This window comes from Enterobacter wuhouensis (assembly GCF_004331265.1).
GTDB lineage: Bacteria > Pseudomonadota > Gammaproteobacteria > Enterobacterales > Enterobacteriaceae > Enterobacter > Enterobacter wuhouensis.
This window is the reverse complement of record NZ_SJOO01000003.1, coordinates 419,828-435,534: the sequence shown is the minus strand read 5'-3', so window position 1 is coordinate 435,534 and position 15,707 is coordinate 419,828. Positions and strand designations below refer to the sequence as shown.

Annotated in this window: 17 protein-coding genes; 9 read left to right on the top strand and 8 right to left on the bottom strand. The window is 59.2% G+C overall.

The features are described from left to right. Window positions 1–53 precede the first annotated feature (53 nt). The 7 genes from recX to mltB all read right to left on the bottom strand — a co-directional run bounded on the left by recX (window position 54) and on the right by mltB (window position 6,274). Entirely contained in the window at window positions 54–554 is a 501-nt protein-coding gene (recX, locus tag E0L20_RS09665) for a recombination regulator RecX (protein ID WP_131633769.1), read from the bottom strand. 68 nt (window positions 555–622) lie between these two features. After that, a complete protein-coding gene (recA, locus tag E0L20_RS09660) occupies window positions 623–1,681 on the bottom strand; it encodes a recombinase RecA (protein ID WP_131633768.1) in 1,059 nt (352 codons plus the stop codon). 89 nt (window positions 1,682–1,770) lie between these two features. Continuing rightward, window positions 1,771–2,268 (bottom strand): nicotinamide-nucleotide amidase, encoded by a 498-nt coding sequence (pncC, locus tag E0L20_RS09655; RefSeq protein ID WP_131633767.1) that lies wholly within the window; start codon window positions 2,266–2,268, stop codon window positions 1,771–1,773. A gap of 130 nt (window positions 2,269–2,398) precedes the next feature. Continuing rightward, entirely contained in the window at window positions 2,399–3,277 is an 879-nt protein-coding gene (locus tag E0L20_RS09650; protein WP_131633854.1) for a metal ABC transporter substrate-binding protein, read from the bottom strand. Window positions 3,278–3,291: 14 nt separating this feature from the next. Further along, window positions 3,292–4,152 carry a metal ABC transporter permease gene (locus E0L20_RS09645; RefSeq protein WP_131633766.1) on the bottom strand — a complete coding sequence of 287 codons (861 nt, stop codon included), beginning with the start codon at window positions 4,150–4,152 and terminating at the stop codon, window positions 3,292–3,294. Continuing rightward, complete coding sequence (locus tag E0L20_RS09640) at window positions 4,149–4,802, bottom strand: metal ABC transporter ATP-binding protein (protein ID WP_131633765.1); 654 nt, start codon at window positions 4,800–4,802, stop codon at window positions 4,149–4,151. The genes E0L20_RS09645 and E0L20_RS09640 overlap by 4 nt, the downstream gene beginning before the upstream one ends. A 371-nt stretch (window positions 4,803–5,173) precedes the next feature. After that, window positions 5,174–6,274 (bottom strand): lytic murein transglycosylase B, encoded by a 1,101-nt coding sequence (gene mltB / locus E0L20_RS09635; protein WP_207389442.1) that lies wholly within the window; start codon window positions 6,272–6,274, stop codon window positions 5,174–5,176. Window positions 6,275–6,526: 252 nt separating this feature from the next. Between mltB and srlA the strand changes: the two genes are divergently transcribed. From srlA to gutQ, 7 genes are all read left to right on the top strand, one after another. After that, window positions 6,527–7,090, top strand: a complete 564-nt coding sequence (gene srlA / locus E0L20_RS09630) for a PTS glucitol/sorbitol transporter subunit IIC (protein ID WP_023333189.1) — start codon at window positions 6,527–6,529, stop codon at window positions 7,088–7,090. Further along, complete coding sequence (srlE, locus tag E0L20_RS09625; RefSeq protein WP_131633763.1) at window positions 7,087–8,010, top strand: PTS glucitol/sorbitol transporter subunit IIB; 924 nt, start codon at window positions 7,087–7,089, stop codon at window positions 8,008–8,010. Before srlA ends, srlE begins: the two co-directional genes overlap by 4 nt. Before the next feature lie 12 nt (window positions 8,011–8,022). Next, complete coding sequence (gene srlB, locus E0L20_RS09620; RefSeq protein ID WP_131633762.1) at window positions 8,023–8,385, top strand: PTS glucitol/sorbitol transporter subunit IIA; 363 nt, start codon at window positions 8,023–8,025, stop codon at window positions 8,383–8,385. Between the two features lie 14 nt (window positions 8,386–8,399). Then, window positions 8,400–9,179 (top strand): sorbitol-6-phosphate dehydrogenase, encoded by a 780-nt coding sequence (gene srlD / locus E0L20_RS09615; protein ID WP_131633761.1) that lies wholly within the window; start codon window positions 8,400–8,402, stop codon window positions 9,177–9,179. Window positions 9,180–9,271: 92 nt separating this feature from the next. Then, complete coding sequence (gutM, locus tag E0L20_RS09605) at window positions 9,272–9,631, top strand: transcriptional regulator GutM (RefSeq protein WP_131633760.1); 360 nt, start codon at window positions 9,272–9,274, stop codon at window positions 9,629–9,631. 63 nt (window positions 9,632–9,694) lie between these two features. After that, window positions 9,695–10,468, top strand: coding sequence for a glucitol operon DNA-binding transcriptional repressor SrlR (gene srlR, locus E0L20_RS09600; RefSeq protein WP_032640855.1), 774 nt, complete (start codon window positions 9,695–9,697; stop codon window positions 10,466–10,468). Beyond that, window positions 10,461–11,426: an arabinose-5-phosphate isomerase GutQ gene (gutQ, locus tag E0L20_RS09595; RefSeq protein ID WP_131633759.1), complete on the top strand. Its 966-nt coding sequence runs from the start codon at window positions 10,461–10,463 to the stop codon at window positions 11,424–11,426. The genes srlR and gutQ overlap by 8 nt, the downstream gene beginning before the upstream one ends. Here the strand turns inward: gutQ and norR are convergent. After that, a complete protein-coding gene (norR, locus tag E0L20_RS09590; RefSeq protein WP_131633758.1) occupies window positions 11,423–12,937 on the bottom strand; it encodes a nitric oxide reductase transcriptional regulator NorR in 1,515 nt (504 codons plus the stop codon). The genes gutQ and norR overlap by 4 nt on opposite strands. A 187-nt stretch (window positions 12,938–13,124) precedes the next feature. Here norR and norV point away from each other — a divergent pair, with 187 nt between their 5' ends. Both norV and norW read left to right on the top strand, forming a co-directional pair. Continuing rightward, the gene (gene norV / locus E0L20_RS09585) at window positions 13,125–14,570 is read left to right on the top strand and encodes an anaerobic nitric oxide reductase flavorubredoxin (protein ID WP_131633757.1); all 1,446 of its coding nucleotides are present in this window, start codon (window positions 13,125–13,127) and stop codon (window positions 14,568–14,570) included. Then, on the top strand, window positions 14,567–15,700 hold the full coding sequence (gene norW / locus E0L20_RS09580; RefSeq protein WP_131633756.1) for an NADH:flavorubredoxin reductase NorW: 1,134 nt from the start codon (window positions 14,567–14,569) through the stop codon (window positions 15,698–15,700). The genes norV and norW overlap by 4 nt, the downstream gene beginning before the upstream one ends. The last annotated feature ends 7 nt before the right edge of the window (window positions 15,701–15,707 follow it).

Sequence of the window (15,707 nt, the reverse complement as noted above, 5' to 3'; positions counted from 1 at the left end):
AAAGTGGGAATAAGATAAGTTTTCTTTAGTGGGAAGTAAAATCCCGCATGCGCTCAATCGACAAAATTACGCCATATATCCTGAATATCTTCCATCAGGAAGCCGCGATAGAGCAAAAAGCGCTGAATTTTGACTTTTTCTGAAAATTCACGCGGCAGCGGTTCACCGTATTTCCGAATCGCCTGTTCTTTTGCCAGCTCGCACCAGTCGGTATCGCATTCTCGCATGGCTTTTTCAATGGCTTCGCGGGCAACGCCTTTCTGATTTAGCTCCTGACGTATGCGCGCAGGGCCATATCCTTTGCGGCCGCGGCTGGCGAGAAAGCGGGAAGCAAAGCGCCCATCGTCCAGATAGTGATGCTCGTAGCACCAGGCAATGACGCGGTCGTAATCTTCTGCCGTAGCATCTATTTCTTCCGGCCCATTTTTGCTCATCACAGGCGCTGACAGTTTTCGCCGCAGTTCCTGTTCGCTATGGTCACGCACGGCAAGGATGCGCACCGCGCGATCGAGCAGTCGCGCGTAGGCGGGTCGGCGTGATGTGGATTCACTCATAAAAAACCTGCAGATTCAGAAATGCAAAAAGGGCCGCATCAGCAGCCCTTCATCTTTACACAAGAGACTTAAAAGTCTTCGTTGGTTTCTTCAGCATCCGCAGCATCAGCCACGAAATCAGGTTTGGAGTCCTGGTTGTTCAGCAGAAGCTCACGCACCTTCTTCTCAATCTCTTTTGCTGCAGCCGGGTTATCTTTCAGCCAGGAGATAGCATTCGCTTTACCCTGACCAATCTTATCGCCGTTGTAGCTGTACCAGGCACCCGCTTTTTCAATCAGCTTCTCTTTCACGCCCAGGTCGACCAGCTCACCGTAGAAGTTAATGCCTTCGCCGTAGAGGATCTGGAATTCAGCCTGTTTGAACGGTGCTGCGATTTTGTTCTTCACAACCTTCACGCGGGTTTCGCTACCCACCACGTTCTCGCCGTCTTTCACTGCGCCGATACGACGAATGTCCAGACGAACAGACGCGTAGAATTTCAGTGCGTTACCACCGGTAGTGGTTTCCGGGTTACCGAACATCACGCCAATTTTCATACGGATCTGGTTGATGAAGATCAGCAGCGTGTTGGACTGTTTCAGGTTACCCGCCAGCTTACGCATCGCCTGGCTCATCATACGTGCCGCGAGGCCCATGTGAGAGTCACCGATTTCACCTTCGATTTCCGCTTTTGGCGTCAGCGCCGCAACGGAGTCGACGATGATTACGTCAACCGCACCGGAGCGCGCCAGCGCGTCACAAATTTCCAGCGCCTGCTCGCCGGTGTCCGGCTGGGAACACAGCAGGTTGTCGATATCAACGCCCAGTTTACGAGCATAGACAGGGTCCAGCGCGTGCTCGGCATCGATAAACGCACAGGTTTTACCTTCGCGCTGTGCTGCTGCAACCACCTGCAGGGTCAGGGTCGTTTTACCTGAGGATTCCGGTCCGTAGATTTCTACGATACGGCCCATTGGCAAACCGCCAGCGCCCAGTGCGATATCAAGAGAAAGCGAACCGGTGGAGATAGTTTCCACGTCCATGGAACGGTCTTCACCCAGGCGCATGATGGAGCCTTTACCGAATTGCTTTTCGATCTGGCCCAGTGCTGCCGCCAACGCTTTCTGTTTGTTCTCGTCGATAGCCATTATTACTCCTGTCATGCCGGGAGAAGCAACTGCGCTTCACCGTGGATTTCTGTTCTGTTGATGCAATTATACTGTATGGTCATACAGTATCAAGTGTTTTGTAGAAATTGTTGCCAGAGCGTTTTTAACGCATATTCAGTTGCCTGACGACGCACGCTTTCGCGATCGCCGCTAAAGCACTCCCGACGGGTGATCCCCTCACCTTTCGAGGTGGCAAAGCCAAACCAGACGGTGCCAACGGGCTTAACGTCGCTGCCGCCGTCCGGCCCCGCGATGCCGCTAATAGAGATGGCGTAATCGGCACGCGCCTCTTTCAGGGCGCCAATGGCCATCTCAATAACGACCGGCTCGCTGACTGCGCCATGCTGCTCCAGCGTGGCTTCTCGTACGCCGATCATCTGCGCTTTAGCTTCATTACTGTAGGTTACAAAGCTGCGCTCAAACCAGGCGGAACTGCCTGCAATATCCGTTATCACCTTGGCAACCCAGCCGCCGGTGCAGGACTCAGCGGTGGTGATGGTCGCCCCACGCTGCTTTAGCGCCAGCCCTACCACTTCGCTAAGCTGCATTAATTCATGGTCAGTCATTCTCGCTCCAGGCCATAGAGAAACGTGCAGCACAAGATAGCACTTTCTCGTCAAATATGGGGATGCGCTTCGGGTTTTACGAGGGGGCTTCAGAAAAAAGCCGGTGCAGGCGCACCGGCCGTGGAGAATGTTATTTCATGCTGTTCGTGAGCGTATCCACATTGTGGCGAAACGCCTTCACGTAGGTATCCGCAACGCCGCCTTTGGCCGACAGCGCTTCCGGGTAAAGCTCGCCCCCTGGCTGCGCGCCCGTCGCCGATGCAATCTGTTTAACCAGACGCGGATCGAGCTGATTTTCCATAAACCAGGTTTTCACGCCGTCGGCCTTAATTTGATTAATGATCCCGGCAACCTGCGCCGCGCTGGCTTCGCTCTCAGACGATAGCCCCTGCGGCGCCATAAAGGTCACGCCATACGCGCGGCTGAAATAGCCGAAAGCGTCATGGCTGGTCAGCACTTTGCGCTTCGCCGGCAGGATCTGGCTAAAGCGCGTTTTGGCCCAGCCATCCAGTTGCGTCAGTTGCGCGATATACGGCTTACCAGTAGCCTCGAGCGCCGCTTTATCTTGCGGATCGGCTTTCACCAGCCCGTCCAGAATATTTTTTGCATACAGCGCCCCGTTCGCCGCGCTGTTCCACGCGTGCGGATCGGTCACGGTTTTGCCATCTTCCTCAAGCGTGTGCGTTTTCACCCCGGCTGAGGCCACCACCAGCTGGCCTTTAAACCCGGAGGCTTTCACCAGACGGTCAAGCCAGCCCTCCAGCCCCAGACCGTTAACCACCACCACGTCAGCCTTGCTGAGCGCCGCGCTGTCTTTCGGGGACGGTTCAAAGGTGTGCGGATCGCCGTCCGGGCCGACCAGCGTCGTCACCTTAACGTGGTCACCCCCCACTTCCTGCGTGATATCCCCCAGAATGGAAAAGCTTGTCACCACATTGATCGTTTTCGCCATCACACCCTGCGACAGCATCCCAAGCGCGAGCGCCACGGCTAACCCTGTACGTTTCATCATTTCCCCTTGCGTTAAAAAAGCGTCCGCAGGCTGCCAGCCAGCCTGCTGCGCGTGCCAAATAGAATGGACATAAAAAAGAGGGCGCTGGCGGTGAGCACGATGGACGGTCCGGCGGGTAAACTCACCGCCCAGGAGAGGCTCAGCCCCAGCCACGCGCAAACAATGCCGCTAATGCCCGCCATCAGCAGTAATCCCGGTAAGGTGCGCGCCCAGCAGCGCGCCGCCACGGCGGGGAGCATCATCAGACCGACCGCCATCAGCGTGCCAAGCACCTGAAAACCGGCCACCAGGTTAAGCACCAGCAGCGCCAGAAACAGGCCGTGCAGTAAGCCGGGTAGCCAGCGGGCGTTTACCTGCAGCCAGGCGGTATCAAACGCCTCAGTCACGAGCCCGCGATAAAAAATAGCCAGCACGATGAGCGTGAAGACACAAACCCCTACCACAAACAGCGCGGCATCGCTGTCCACCGCGAGAATAGAACCGAACAGCAGATGCAGGAGGTCGATGTTCGAACCGCGCAGGGAAACCAGCGTGACGCCCAGCGCCAGCGAACCGAGGTAGAAACCGGCAAAGCTGGCATCTTCTTTGAGCGGCGTGCGGCGGCTGACCAGCCCTGCCACCAGCGCTACGGTAATCCCGGCAATAAAGCCGCCAATGCTCATCGCCAGCAGCGACATCCCGCTGAGTAGATACCCCACGGCGACGCCGGGCAGAATGGCGTGCGAGAGCGCATCGCCCATCAGGCTCATCCGGCGCAGCTGAAGGAATACGCCCAGCGCGGTGGTGCTGACGGAAAGCGCCAGGCAAACCACCAGCGCGCGGCGCATAAAGCCATACTCGATGAAAGGCTGGAAGAATGTATGCCAGATCATGCCACCCTCACCCGCTCGGTTTTCCAGCGCGGTACGTCAGCGTCCAGGCGCAGCGTTTGCGGGAAGTGGCGCGACACGCGCTCGCTGTCGTGCAGAACCGCCAGCAGCGTCTGGCCCTGCATATACATCTCCAGCATCAGATCCATCAGCACGTTGCAGGTGGCCTCATCGACGCCGGTAAAGGGTTCATCCAGCATCACCAGCGGCGCCTGCTGCACCAGGACGCGGGCAAACAGCATGCGCTGAAACTGGCCGCCGGAGAGTTCATCGATGGTGGTTAACGCCAGCGATTCCAGCCCCACGCGCTCAAGCGCGCCGCTGATGCGCAGGCCCGCTTCGCGGCGCAAACCGGCGAAAAGTGAAATACCGGGCCAGCAGCCCATGCTGACCACGTCCCGTACGGTCAGCGGAAACTGCGCCTCCAGGGCATGACGCTGCGCCAGCCAGCCGATTACCGGGCGTTTACCCTGCCAGCGGAATCTGCCGCTCACGGGCGGGATAAACCCGGCGAGCGTTTTCAGCAGCGTAGATTTCCCGCAGCCGTTAGCGCCGATAATCGCGGTCATGCTCCCCCGTTCGATCCCCCCCGAAAGAGGACGCGTAACGGGCTGGCGGTCGTAGCCCGCGACCAGTTCGTTCATCACGATCATGGCAACGCCACCGCCCAGCGCACGGCCAGCCCGAGAAAGAGAATGAGTACCAGGGCCAGCAGCAGCCGAACCGGGGAAGAGAGAGAAAACAAGGACGTTGACATATCGACACCACATTAAATGTTATAACATAACAATAATGAAAGGCGATTAAGATGTAAATGGCGGGTGTGAAAAGGGAGTGTGGCGAAATGTTTCAGCAGGAAATAAGTGCGCGCGGGTGCCCTCACCCCAACCCTCTTCCAAAGGGAGAGGGAGAATACCCAGCCCGTAGGCCCGGTAAGCGAAGCGTCACCGGGCGATTGGGCGGCACTGCGGCCTGATGCCCTCACCCCAGCCCTCTCCCACAGGGAGAGGGGGAATAAAGTGACTTACTGACTAAACGGTGACGCCGCCGGCACGCGGGCCTGAGATACCGCCAGCCCCAGCTGCCACACCGCCATTGCATAGTGGGTGCTGTGGTTATAGCGGGTGATGGTGTAGAAGTTCGGCAGGCCGTACCAATATTGATAGCCGGTACCCACGTCCAGGCGCAGCAGGCTCACCTGGTCGACATTGCCCAGCGGCTGGGTCGGCGTTAAGCCTGCCGCCGTCAGCTGCGCAACGCTGTATTTGGTTTTAAAGCCGTTTTCCAGACCAAACGCCTCGCCGTTTGCCTGCACGGCAACCTGGCCGCCCGGCGTCCAGCCGTGGGCTTTGAAGTAGTTCGCTACGCTGCCGATGGCATCCACCGGGTCCCACAGGTTGATATGGCCATCTCCGTTAAAGTCAACAGCATACTGTTTATAGGAGGACGGCATAAACTGGCCGTAGCCCATCGCCCCGGCAAAGGACCCTTTCAGATCGAGCGGGTCGTCCTGCTCGCTGCGCGCCATCAGCAGGAAGGTCTCCAGCTCGGAGGAGAAATACGCGGCGCGGCGCGGGTAGTTAAACGAAAGCGTCGCCAGCGCGTCGAGGATGCGGGTTTTGCCCATCACGCGGCCCCAGCGGGTTTCCACGCCGATGATCCCAACGATAATTTCCGGCGGTACGCCGTAGACCTGCCAGGCGCGGTTGAGCGCATCTTCGTACTGGTTCCAGAACACCACGCCGTTTTGCACGTTGTCCGGCGTAATAAACTGTTTGCGATAGCGCAGCCACGCGCCGTTTGGCCCGGTCGGCACCTGCGCCGTCGGTGCCTGCCTGTCCATCAGGCGCAGCACGTAGTCCAGGCGCTTCGCCTGAGAGAGAATTTCATGCAGCTGCTGGCGGTCAAAGCCGTGCTTGCTCACCATTTTGTCGATGAACTGCTCGGCCGCCGGGTTGTTCGCGAAGTCGCCGCCCATCTGCATCATATTGTGCTGCGGCTCCAGCAGGAACCCTCCGGAAGGCGCGCCAGCCGTTTGCTGGACGGCTTCAGTTTTAGGTTTGCTACTACAGGCGGACAGCAGAATAAGCGCAGGCAACAGCGCTGCGTAACGACGCTTGAACATGGGACATCCATTTAACGAGTTCGGTAAGAACCCATTATGGTAAAGCATCCCCGTCTCCTCAAGGAAGCGGTAACACTTCCCCAACGCAAATCTGTGCTTTTTTCATCCAAACTGGCTGTATACATCCCGTTAACTTTCAAAATAATCTATTTTTCTTTCATTGTGAGATCTAATTAACACTTTAAAACCTTTCAAAGTGATTATTATTGGCCGCAGTTATACAAAAACAAAAAAGCCCCACAGGAGAGAAGAATGATAGAAACCATCACCCACGGCGCCGAGTGGTTCATCGGGCTATTTCAAAAGGGCGGAGAGGTGTTCACCGGCATGGTGACCGGGATCCTGCCCCTGCTGATCAGCCTGCTGGTGATCATGAACGCGCTGATAAACTTTATCGGCCAGCAGCGTATCGAACGCTTCGCCCAGCGCTGCGCCGGGAATCCGCTGTCCCGCTACCTCGTACTGCCCTTTATCGGCACCTTCGTTTTCTGCAATCCGATGACCCTGAGCCTCGGCCGCTTTATGCCGGAAAAGTACAAGCCGAGCTACTACGCCGCCGCGTCCTACAGCTGCCATTCGATGAACGGCCTGTTCCCGCACATCAACCCCGGCGAGCTGTTTGTCTATCTCGGGATCGCCAGCGGCCTCACCACTCTTGGCCTGCCGCTCGGCCCGCTGGCGGTGAGCTATCTGCTGGTCGGGCTGGTCACCAACTTCTTCCGCGGCTGGGTCACCGACCTCACCACCGCCATTTTTGAGAAAAAAATGGGCATCCAGCTTGAACAGAAAGTCCATCTTTCAGGAGCCACAGCATGAGCCGTATTCGCATTGAGAAAGGCACGGGCGGCTGGGGCGGCCCGCTGGAGTTCGACGCCACCGAAGGCAAAAAGATCGTCTACATCACCGCGGGCACGCGCCCGGCGATCGTCGACAGGCTGCGCGAGCTGACCGGCTGGGAAGCGGTCGACGGCTTCAAGGAGGGCGAGCCGCCGGAAGCGGAAATCGGCGTGGCGGTGATCGACTGCGGCGGCACGCTGCGCTGCGGCATCTATCCGAAGCGCCGCATTCCGACGGTGAATATTCACTCCACCGGAAAATCCGGCCCGCTGGCGCAGTACATCCTTGAGGACATTTACGTCTCGGGCGTGAAGGAGGACAACATCACGCTGGTGAATGGCACACCCGCGCCGCAAAAAGCGGCCCCGCGCGAGTACGACACCAGCAGGAAAATCACCGAGCAGAGCGACGGCCTGCTGGCGAAAGTCGGGATGGGGATGGGCTCCGCCGTGGCGGTGCTGTTCCAGTCCGGGCGCGACACCATCGACACGGTACTGAAAACCATCCTGCCGTTTATGGCGTTCGTCTCGGCGCTGATCGGCATCATCATGGCCTCCGGCCTGGGCGACTGGATTGCCCATGGCCTCGCGCCGCTCGCCAGCCACCCGCTCGGGCTGGTGACGCTGGCGCTGATCTGCTCCTTCCCGCTGCTGTCGCCGTTCCTCGGCCCGGGCGCGGTGATTGCCCAGGTCATCGGCGTGCTGATTGGCGTGCAGATTGGTCTGGGGAACATCCCTCCGCACCTCGCCCTGCCCGCCCTGTTTGCCATTAACGCCCAGGCGGCGTGCGATTTCATCCCCGTTGGGCTGTCGCTGGCCGAAGCGCGCCAGGACACCGTGCGCGTGGGCGTACCGTCGGTGCTGATTGCCTGGTTTGTCTCCGGCTTTATTTATCAATAAGAGGTTCCTGCGATGACCGTGATTTATCAGACCACCATTACCCGCATCGGCCAGAGCGCGGCCGACGCGCTAAACGACCAGATGCTGATCACCTTCCGAGAAGGCGCCCCGGCGGATATCGAAGAGTTTTGCTTTATCCACTGCCACGGCGAGCTGAAGGGCGAGCTGAAGGCAGGAAGCCGGCTGGAGCTGGGCGAGGCGCGCTATGCCGTGACCGCCGTCGGCGACGTGGCCGAGCAAAACCTGCGCGAGCTGGGCCATATCACCCTGCGTTTCGACGGCCAGCCGCAGGCCGAGTATCCCGGCACGGTTCACGTGGCGGGCCCGGTTCCGCAGGCCGTTACCCCAGGCTGCACGTTAAAATTTGTTGCGTAATTAAGGAGAGACACATGAGTCAGGTTGCCGTTGTCATTGGTGGGGGACAAACCTTAGGCGAGTTCCTCTGCCGTGGGCTTGCCGCAGAGGGTTACCGCGTGGCGGTAGTGGACATTCAGAGTGAAAAAGCCGCCCGCGTGGCGGACACCATTAACACCGAGTTTGGCGAAGGCACGGCGTACGGGTTTGGTGCGGACGCCACCAGCGAGCAGAGCGTGATGGCCCTGGCCCGCGGCGTGGACGAGATTTTTGGACGTACCGACCTGCTGGTCTACAGCGCGGGGATTGCGAAAGCGGCCTTTATCAGCGATTTCGAACTGGGGGATTTTGACCGCTCGCTGCAGGTGAACCTGGTGGGCTATTTCCTCTGCGCCCGCGAGTTTTCCCGCCTGATGATCCGCGACGGCATTCAGGGGCGCATCATCCAGATCAACTCAAAATCGGGCAAAGTGGGTAGCAAGCACAACTCCGGCTACAGCGCGGCGAAGTTTGGCGGCGTGGGGCTGACGCAGTCTCTGGCGCTGGATCTGGCCGAGTACGGCATTACCGTTCACTCGCTGATGCTCGGCAACCTGCTGAAATCGCCGATGTTCCAGTCCCTGCTGCCGCAGTACGCCACCAAGCTCGGCATTAGCGCCGACGAGGTTGAGCAGTACTACATCGATAAGGTGCCGCTGAAGCGCGGGTGCGACTATCAGGACGTGCTGAACATGCTGCTGTTTTACGCCAGCCCGAAGGCGTCTTATTGCACCGGGCAGTCGATTAACGTGACCGGCGGGCAGGTCATGTTCTAAGTCCCTTCCCCGGTGGCGCTGCGCTTACCGGGGCTACAAATCCCGTAGGCCGGGTAAGGCGCAGCCGCCACCCGGCATTTAAGGAGTGAAATATGGTAACCGCACTCATCACCGTCGCCGCCCTCGCCTGGCTGTGCCAGATGGCGTTCGGCGGCTGGCAGATCCACCAGTTCAACCGCGCGTTTGACGCCCTGTGTCAGAAGGGGCGCGTCGGGGTCGGACGTTCCGGCGGGCGCTTCAAGCCGCGCGTGGTCGTCGCCGTTGCGCTGGATGAAAACAACCGCGTCTGCGATTCCCTCATCATGCGCGGCATGACGGTGTTCGCCCGGCCGGTGAAAATCCAGGCAATCAACGGCATTTCGCTGCAGGAATTGCAGCCTGATGTGATCTTTCCCCATGATCCACTCTGTCAGAATGCACTATCATTAGCGCTTAATCTGAAACATGGATAATTTCGTTGTGAAAGCTATAGGCTTGCGAAATTATCATTTCGCAACCTAAGGAACGAAGCGCCTATGAAACCTCGTCAGCGGCAGGCGGCCATTCTGGAGCATCTGCAAAAGCAGGGAAAATGCTCGGTAGAGGATCTGGCCCACTACTTTGACACCACCGGCACGACAATACGCAAGGACCTGGTATTGCTCGAAAACTCCGGTGCCGTCATTCGAACCTACGGCGGCGTGGTGCTCAATAAAGACGAAGCGGACCCGCCTATCGATCACAAAACGCTGATCAATACCCACCAGAAAGCGCTGATTGCCGAAGCTGCCGTGAAGTTTATCCACGACGGCGACTCCATCATCCTCGACGCGGGCAGCACCGTTCTGCAGATGATCCCCCTGCTCAGCCGCTTTAACAACATCACGGTGATGACCAACAGCCTGCACATCGTCAACGCCCTGTCGGAGTTTGACAGCGAGCAGACCATCCTGATGCCCGGCGGCACCTTTCGCAAAAAATCGGCGTCGTTTCACGGCCAGCTGGCGGAGAACGCCTTTGACCACTTCAGCTTTGATAAACTGTTTATGGGCACCGACGGCATCGACCTCAACGCGGGCGTCACCACCTTTAACGAGGTGTTCAGCGTCAGCAAGGCCATGTGCAACGCCGCGCGGGAAGTGATTTTGATGGCAGACTCGTCGAAGTTTGGCCGCAAAAGCCCCAACATTGTCTGTAGCCTTGAAAGCGTCGATAAGCTGATTACCGACGCGGGTATCGACCCGGCGTTTAAGAAAGCGCTGGAAGAGAAAGGAATCGACGTGATCGTAACCGGAGAAAGAGATGAGTGATTTTCTGTTAGAAACGGGCCGCCAGACGCTGATGCTGGAGCTGCAGGAAGCCAGCCGCCTGCCGGAACGTCTGGGCGAGGATTTTGTCCGCGCCGCCAACACCATTATCCACTGCGAAGGCAAAGTGATCGTAGCGGGCATCGGTAAATCCGGCCATATCGGCAAAAAGATTGCCGCGACGCTCGCCAGCACCGGCACCCCGGCGTTCTTCGTGCATCCCGCCGAAGCGCTGCACGGCGATCTCGGGATGATCGAAAGCCGCGACGTGATGCTGTTTATCTCCTACTCCGGTTCGGCCAAAGAGCTGGATCTAATTATTCCGCGCCTGCAGGAAAAATCGGTCGCCCTGCTGGCGATGACCGGCAAATCCCGCTCGCCGCTGGCGCTGGCCGCCAAAGCGACGCTGGATATTTCCGTCGAGCGCGAAGCCTGCCCGATGCACCTTGCCCCGACCTCCAGCACCGTGAACACCCTGATGATGGGCGACGCGCTGGCCATGGCGGTGATGCAGGCGCGCGGCTTTAACGAAGAAGATTTTGCCCGCTCCCATCCTGCGGGCGCGCTCGGCGCACGCCTGCTCAACAAGGTTCACCACCTGATGCGTACCGACGACGCCATTCCGCAGGTCAAACTCGACACCAGCGTGATGGATGCAATGCTAGAACTCAGCCGCACCGGGCTGGGGCTGGTGGCGGTGTGCGACGAAAGCGGCTGCGTAAGGGGCGTGTTCACCGACGGCGATCTGCGCCGCTGGCTGGTGGGAGGCGGCACGCTGGAATCGCAGGTGTCGGACGCAATGACCCTCGGCGGGCTGACGCTGAACGCCGAAAGCCGCGCCATTGAGGCCAAAGAGGTGCTGATGAAGCGTAAAATCACCGCCGCCCCGGTGGTGGATGAGCGCGGCAGGCTGTGCGGCGCCATCAACCTGCAGGACTTCTACCAGGCCGGGATAATTTAACCCTTCAGCCCAAGACGCTTCGCCAGCCGGTGCAGGTTGGCGACGTCCATCTCCAGCGCCCGCGCGCACGCCGCCCAGCTGCGGTTGTTCTGCTCCAGCGCGCGGGTGATCATCTGACGCTGAAACGCCTCCGTGGCTTCACGCAGGTTTTCATTGGCAATTTCCGGCGTAGCCTGGGCGACAGCCTGTACGCCGTCATCATGAAGGGCAAAATGCCGCGCGTGGATCACCACTTCGTCACCCGAGCGCGTCGCCCGCGCCAGCACCACCGCGCGGTGAATAGCGTGCTCCAGCTCGCGCACGTTGCCCGGCCAGCCGTAGCTCAGGAGATGGGTTCTTGCCCCCGGGCTGAGCACCACGCGGGACAGCCCCATTTTGAGCCGACACTGCTCGCAAAAAAAGCCGGCCAGCAGCACGACATCGTCACCGCGCTCGCGCAGCGGCGGGACGGAGAGCGGGAATACGCTCAGGCGGTGGAACAGGTCCGCACGGAAATTCCCCGCCAGCACCTCTTCCCGCAGATCGCGGTTGGTCGCCGCCAGCACGCGCACGTCCACCCGCAGGCTGCGGTCATCCCCCACGCGCTGGATGTCGCCATACTGCAGCACGCGCAGCAGCTTGGCCTGTAGCGACAGCGACAGCTCGCCAATTTCATCCAGAAACAGCGTGCCGTTATCGGCCATTTCGAACTTGCCGCTGCGGTTGCTGATGGCCCCGGTAAACGCCCCCTTAACGTGCCCAAACAGCTCGCTTTCCGCCACGCTTTCCGGCAGGGCCGCACAGTTGAGGTACACCAGCGGGTTGACCGCGCGCGGCGAGGCTTCGTGGATCGATTTCGCCACCAGCTCCTTACCGGTGCCGGTTTCGCCGAAGATCAGCACGTTCAAATCGGAGGCCGCCACGATGTCGATCTCTTTTTTGAGCTGCTCCATCCCCGGCGAAAGGCCGATCATTTCCGTGTGCGCGACCTGCTCGAACGCCGCCGGGCTGCCGGGTAGGATGTTCTGGCTCTCCAGCTGTTCAATCAGCAGGGCATTGTTCAGCGCCCCGGCGGCCAGCGCGGCAATCAGGCGCAGCTCTTCGTCGCTAAAGGTATCAAACTGGTCCGGCGACATGCCGTCGAGCGTGAGCGCGCCAATCAGGTTTTGTCCGGCAAACAGCGGCAGCCCGATGCAGGCGTGCACCTTCAGGCTCTCCTGTCCCGGGATCAGGCCGTCGTACGGATCGGGCAGGTCGCTGTCCGCCGGGAAGCGCACCACGTCCCCCGCGCGAGCGATGGTTTCCAGGCGCGGATGGCCTTCAAGCGTAAAGCGCCGCCCCAGCACGTCCTGCGCCAGCCCGTCGATAGCCAGCGGAATAAACTGCCGCCCCTCGTAGCGCAGCAGCGCGGACGCATCGCACTCAAGCACGTGGCGCAGCGTGGAAATCAGGCGCTGAAAGCGGTCCTGATGGCCGATACCGGTTTGCAGTTCAATGGCGATCTTCGCCAGCACGTCTACGGAAAAGCTCATGTCTGCCTCATTGTCATTTTGACAACACATACTGTCATATTGACCGTATTTAGTATAGTCATAATGACTACCCATTAAGAGCTAAAAAACAATAAACCCACTAAATTCAATCAATTAAAAAGTTGGCACGCAACTTGATATAGCTAAACCATCTTATTTGAACACACCGTATTAAGCTGAGGTTGCTATGTCTATTCTGGTTAAAAATAACATTCATTGGGTCGGTCAACGTGACTGGGAAGTGCGCGATTTCCACGGGACGGAATACAAAACGCTGCGCGGCAGCAGCTACAATAGCTATCTTATCCGCGAAGGTAAAAACGTGCTGATCGATACCGTCGATCACAAGTTCAGCCGCGAATTCGTGCAGAACCTGCGCAGCGAAATCGACCTCGACGCTATCGACTACATCATCATCAACCACGCGGAAGAGGACCACGCCGGCGCGCTGACCGAGCTGATGTCCTACATTCCGAACACCCCGATCTACTGCACCACTAACGCCATCGACTCCATCAACGGTCACCACCACCACCCGGAGTGGAACTTCCACACCGTGAAAACCGGCGACGCGCTGGATATCGGCAATGGCAAACAGCTGATCTTCGTGGAAACCCCGATGCTGCACTGGCCGGACAGCATGATGACCTACATGACCGGCGACGCGGTGCTGTTCAGCAACGACGCCTTCGGCCAGCACTACTGCGACGAGCGCCTGTTCAACGACGAAGTGGACCAGACCGAGCTGTTCGAGCAGTGCCAGCGCTACTACGCCAACATCCTGACGCCGTTCAGCCGCCTGGTAACGCCAAAAATCACCGAAATCCTCGGCTTCAACCTGCCGGTGGATATGATCGCCACCTCCCACGGCGTGGTGTGGCGTGAGAACCCAACCCAGATTGTTGAGCTGTACCTGAAGTGGGCGGCGGACTATCAGGAAGACCGCATCACCATTTTCTACGACACCATGTCCAACAATACCCGCATGATGGCGGACGCGATTGCCCAGGGCATCAACGAAGTGGACCCCAACGTGGCGGTGAAAATCTTCAACGTGGCGCGCAGCGATAAGAACGAGGTGTTGACCAACGTGTTCCGCTCGAAGGGCGTGCTGGTGGGCACCTCCACCATGAACAACGTGATGATGCCGAAAATTGCCGGCCTGGTGGAAGAGATGACCGGCCTGCGCTTTCGCAACAAGCGCGCCAGCGCGTTTGGCTCCCACGGCTGGAGCGGCGGCGCGGTAGATCGTCTGTCTACCCGCCTGCAGGATGCCGGATTCGAAATGTCCCTGAGCCTGAAGGCGAAATGGCGCCCGGATATCGATGCGCTGGAAATCTGCCGCCAGCACGGCCGCGATATTGCACGTCAGTGGGCGCTCGCTCCGCTGCCTGAAACAGCAGCAAAACCTTCCGCCTCTCAGGAAGCCACCGCGTGTGCAGCCTCCACCGCAGACCTCGGCCCGCGCATGCAGTGCAGCGTCTGCCAGTGGATTTACGATCCTGAACTGGGCGAACCGCTGCAGGATGTCGCTCCGGGCACGCCGTGGAGCGAGGTGCCGGACAACTTCCTCTGCCCGGAATGCTCCCTCGGTAAAGACGTCTTTGACGAACTGGGTACGGAGGCAAAATGAGCAACGGTATCGTCATCATCGGCTCGGGCTTTGCCGCCCGCCAGCTGGTGAAAAACATCCGCAAGCAGGACGCCAGCGTGCCGCTGACGGTCATTGCCGCCGACAGCATGGATGAGTACAACAAGCCTGATTTAAGCCACGTCATTAGCCAGAATCAGCGCGCCGACGACCTCACCCGCCAGACGGCGGGGGAGTTCGCCGAGCAGTTTAACCTGCGCCTGTTCCCTTATACCTGGGTCACCGACATCGACGCCGATGCCCACGTAGTGAAGGCGAAAGAGAAAACCTGGCAATACGACAGGCTGGTGCTCGCCACGGGGGCCTCTGCGTTTGTGCCGCCGGTCGAAGGCCGCGAGCTGATGATTACCCTCAACAGCCAGCAGGAGTATCAGGCCAGCGAAACGAGGCTTCGCGACGCGCAGCGCGTGATGATCGTCGGCGGCGGGCTGATCGGCACCGAGCTGGCGATGGATTTCTGCCGTGCGGGCAAGTCCGTTACCCTCGTCGACCACGCGGCGAGCATCCTGTCGGCGCTGATGCCCGCTGAAGTAAGCAGTCGCTTACAGCATCGTCTGACCGACATGGGCGTGCATCTGCTGCTGAAATCACAGCTGCAGAGCCTGACCAAAACCGAGGGCGGCATTCGCGCTACGCTCGACCGCAGCCGCAGCGTAGAGGTGGATGTGGTGGTTGCCGCAACGGGCCTGCGCCCGGAAACCGCGCTGGCGCATCGCGCCGGGGCGGAAACAAACCGTGGGGTGAAGGTGGACAGCTATCTGCAAACCACGCAGCCGGATATTTACGCCCTGGGCGACTGCGCTGAAATTAACGGTCAGGTGCTGCCGTTCCTGCAGCCGATTCAATTAAGCGCCATGTATCTGGCAAAAAACCTGCTCGGCGGCAGCGCGCCGCTGAAATTACCCGCCATGCTGGTGAAGGTCAAAACGCCGGAATTACCGCTGCACCTTGCGGGTGAAACGCAGCGTCAGGATCTGAACTGGAACATCGCCATTGAGCCGCAGGGCATGGTGGCGCGCGGTTCGGATAATGACGGCCAGGTGCGGGCCTTTGTGGTCAGTGAAGACCGCATGAAGGAGGCCTTTGCGCTGCTGAAATCGCTACCTGCTTAACCCTCTT

Excerpts from the sequence above, each read along its gene's own strand:
- recX (WP_131633769.1), bottom strand. The coding sequence starts at position 554 with ATGAGTGAATCCACATCACGCCGACCCGCCTACGCGCGACTGCTCGAT.
- recA (WP_131633768.1), bottom strand. The coding sequence starts at position 1,681 with ATGGCTATCGACGAGAACAAACAGAAAGCGTTGGCGGCAGCACTGGGC.
- pncC (WP_131633767.1), bottom strand. The coding sequence starts at position 2,268 with ATGACTGACCATGAATTAATGCAGCTTAGCGAAGTGGTAGGGCTGGCG.
- E0L20_RS09650 (WP_131633854.1), bottom strand. The coding sequence starts at position 3,277 with ATGAAACGTACAGGGTTAGCCGTGGCGCTCGCGCTTGGGATGCTGTCG.
- E0L20_RS09645 (WP_131633766.1), bottom strand. The coding sequence starts at position 4,152 with ATGATCTGGCATACATTCTTCCAGCCTTTCATCGAGTATGGCTTTATG.
- E0L20_RS09640 (WP_131633765.1), bottom strand. The coding sequence starts at position 4,802 with ATGATCGTGATGAACGAACTGGTCGCGGGCTACGACCGCCAGCCCGTT.
- mltB (WP_207389442.1), bottom strand. The coding sequence starts at position 6,274 with ATGTTCAAGCGTCGTTACGCAGCGCTGTTGCCTGCGCTTATTCTGCTG.
- srlA (WP_023333189.1), top strand. The coding sequence starts at position 6,527 with ATGATAGAAACCATCACCCACGGCGCCGAGTGGTTCATCGGGCTATTT.
- srlE (WP_131633763.1), top strand. The coding sequence starts at position 7,087 with ATGAGCCGTATTCGCATTGAGAAAGGCACGGGCGGCTGGGGCGGCCCG.
- srlB (WP_131633762.1), top strand. The coding sequence starts at position 8,023 with ATGACCGTGATTTATCAGACCACCATTACCCGCATCGGCCAGAGCGCG.
- srlD (WP_131633761.1), top strand. The coding sequence starts at position 8,400 with ATGAGTCAGGTTGCCGTTGTCATTGGTGGGGGACAAACCTTAGGCGAG.
- gutM (WP_131633760.1), top strand. The coding sequence starts at position 9,272 with ATGGTAACCGCACTCATCACCGTCGCCGCCCTCGCCTGGCTGTGCCAG.
- srlR (WP_032640855.1), top strand. The coding sequence starts at position 9,695 with ATGAAACCTCGTCAGCGGCAGGCGGCCATTCTGGAGCATCTGCAAAAG.
- gutQ (WP_131633759.1), top strand. The coding sequence starts at position 10,461 with ATGAGTGATTTTCTGTTAGAAACGGGCCGCCAGACGCTGATGCTGGAG.
- norR (WP_131633758.1), bottom strand. The coding sequence starts at position 12,937 with ATGAGCTTTTCCGTAGACGTGCTGGCGAAGATCGCCATTGAACTGCAA.
- norV (WP_131633757.1), top strand. The coding sequence starts at position 13,125 with ATGTCTATTCTGGTTAAAAATAACATTCATTGGGTCGGTCAACGTGAC.
- norW (WP_131633756.1), top strand. The coding sequence starts at position 14,567 with ATGAGCAACGGTATCGTCATCATCGGCTCGGGCTTTGCCGCCCGCCAG.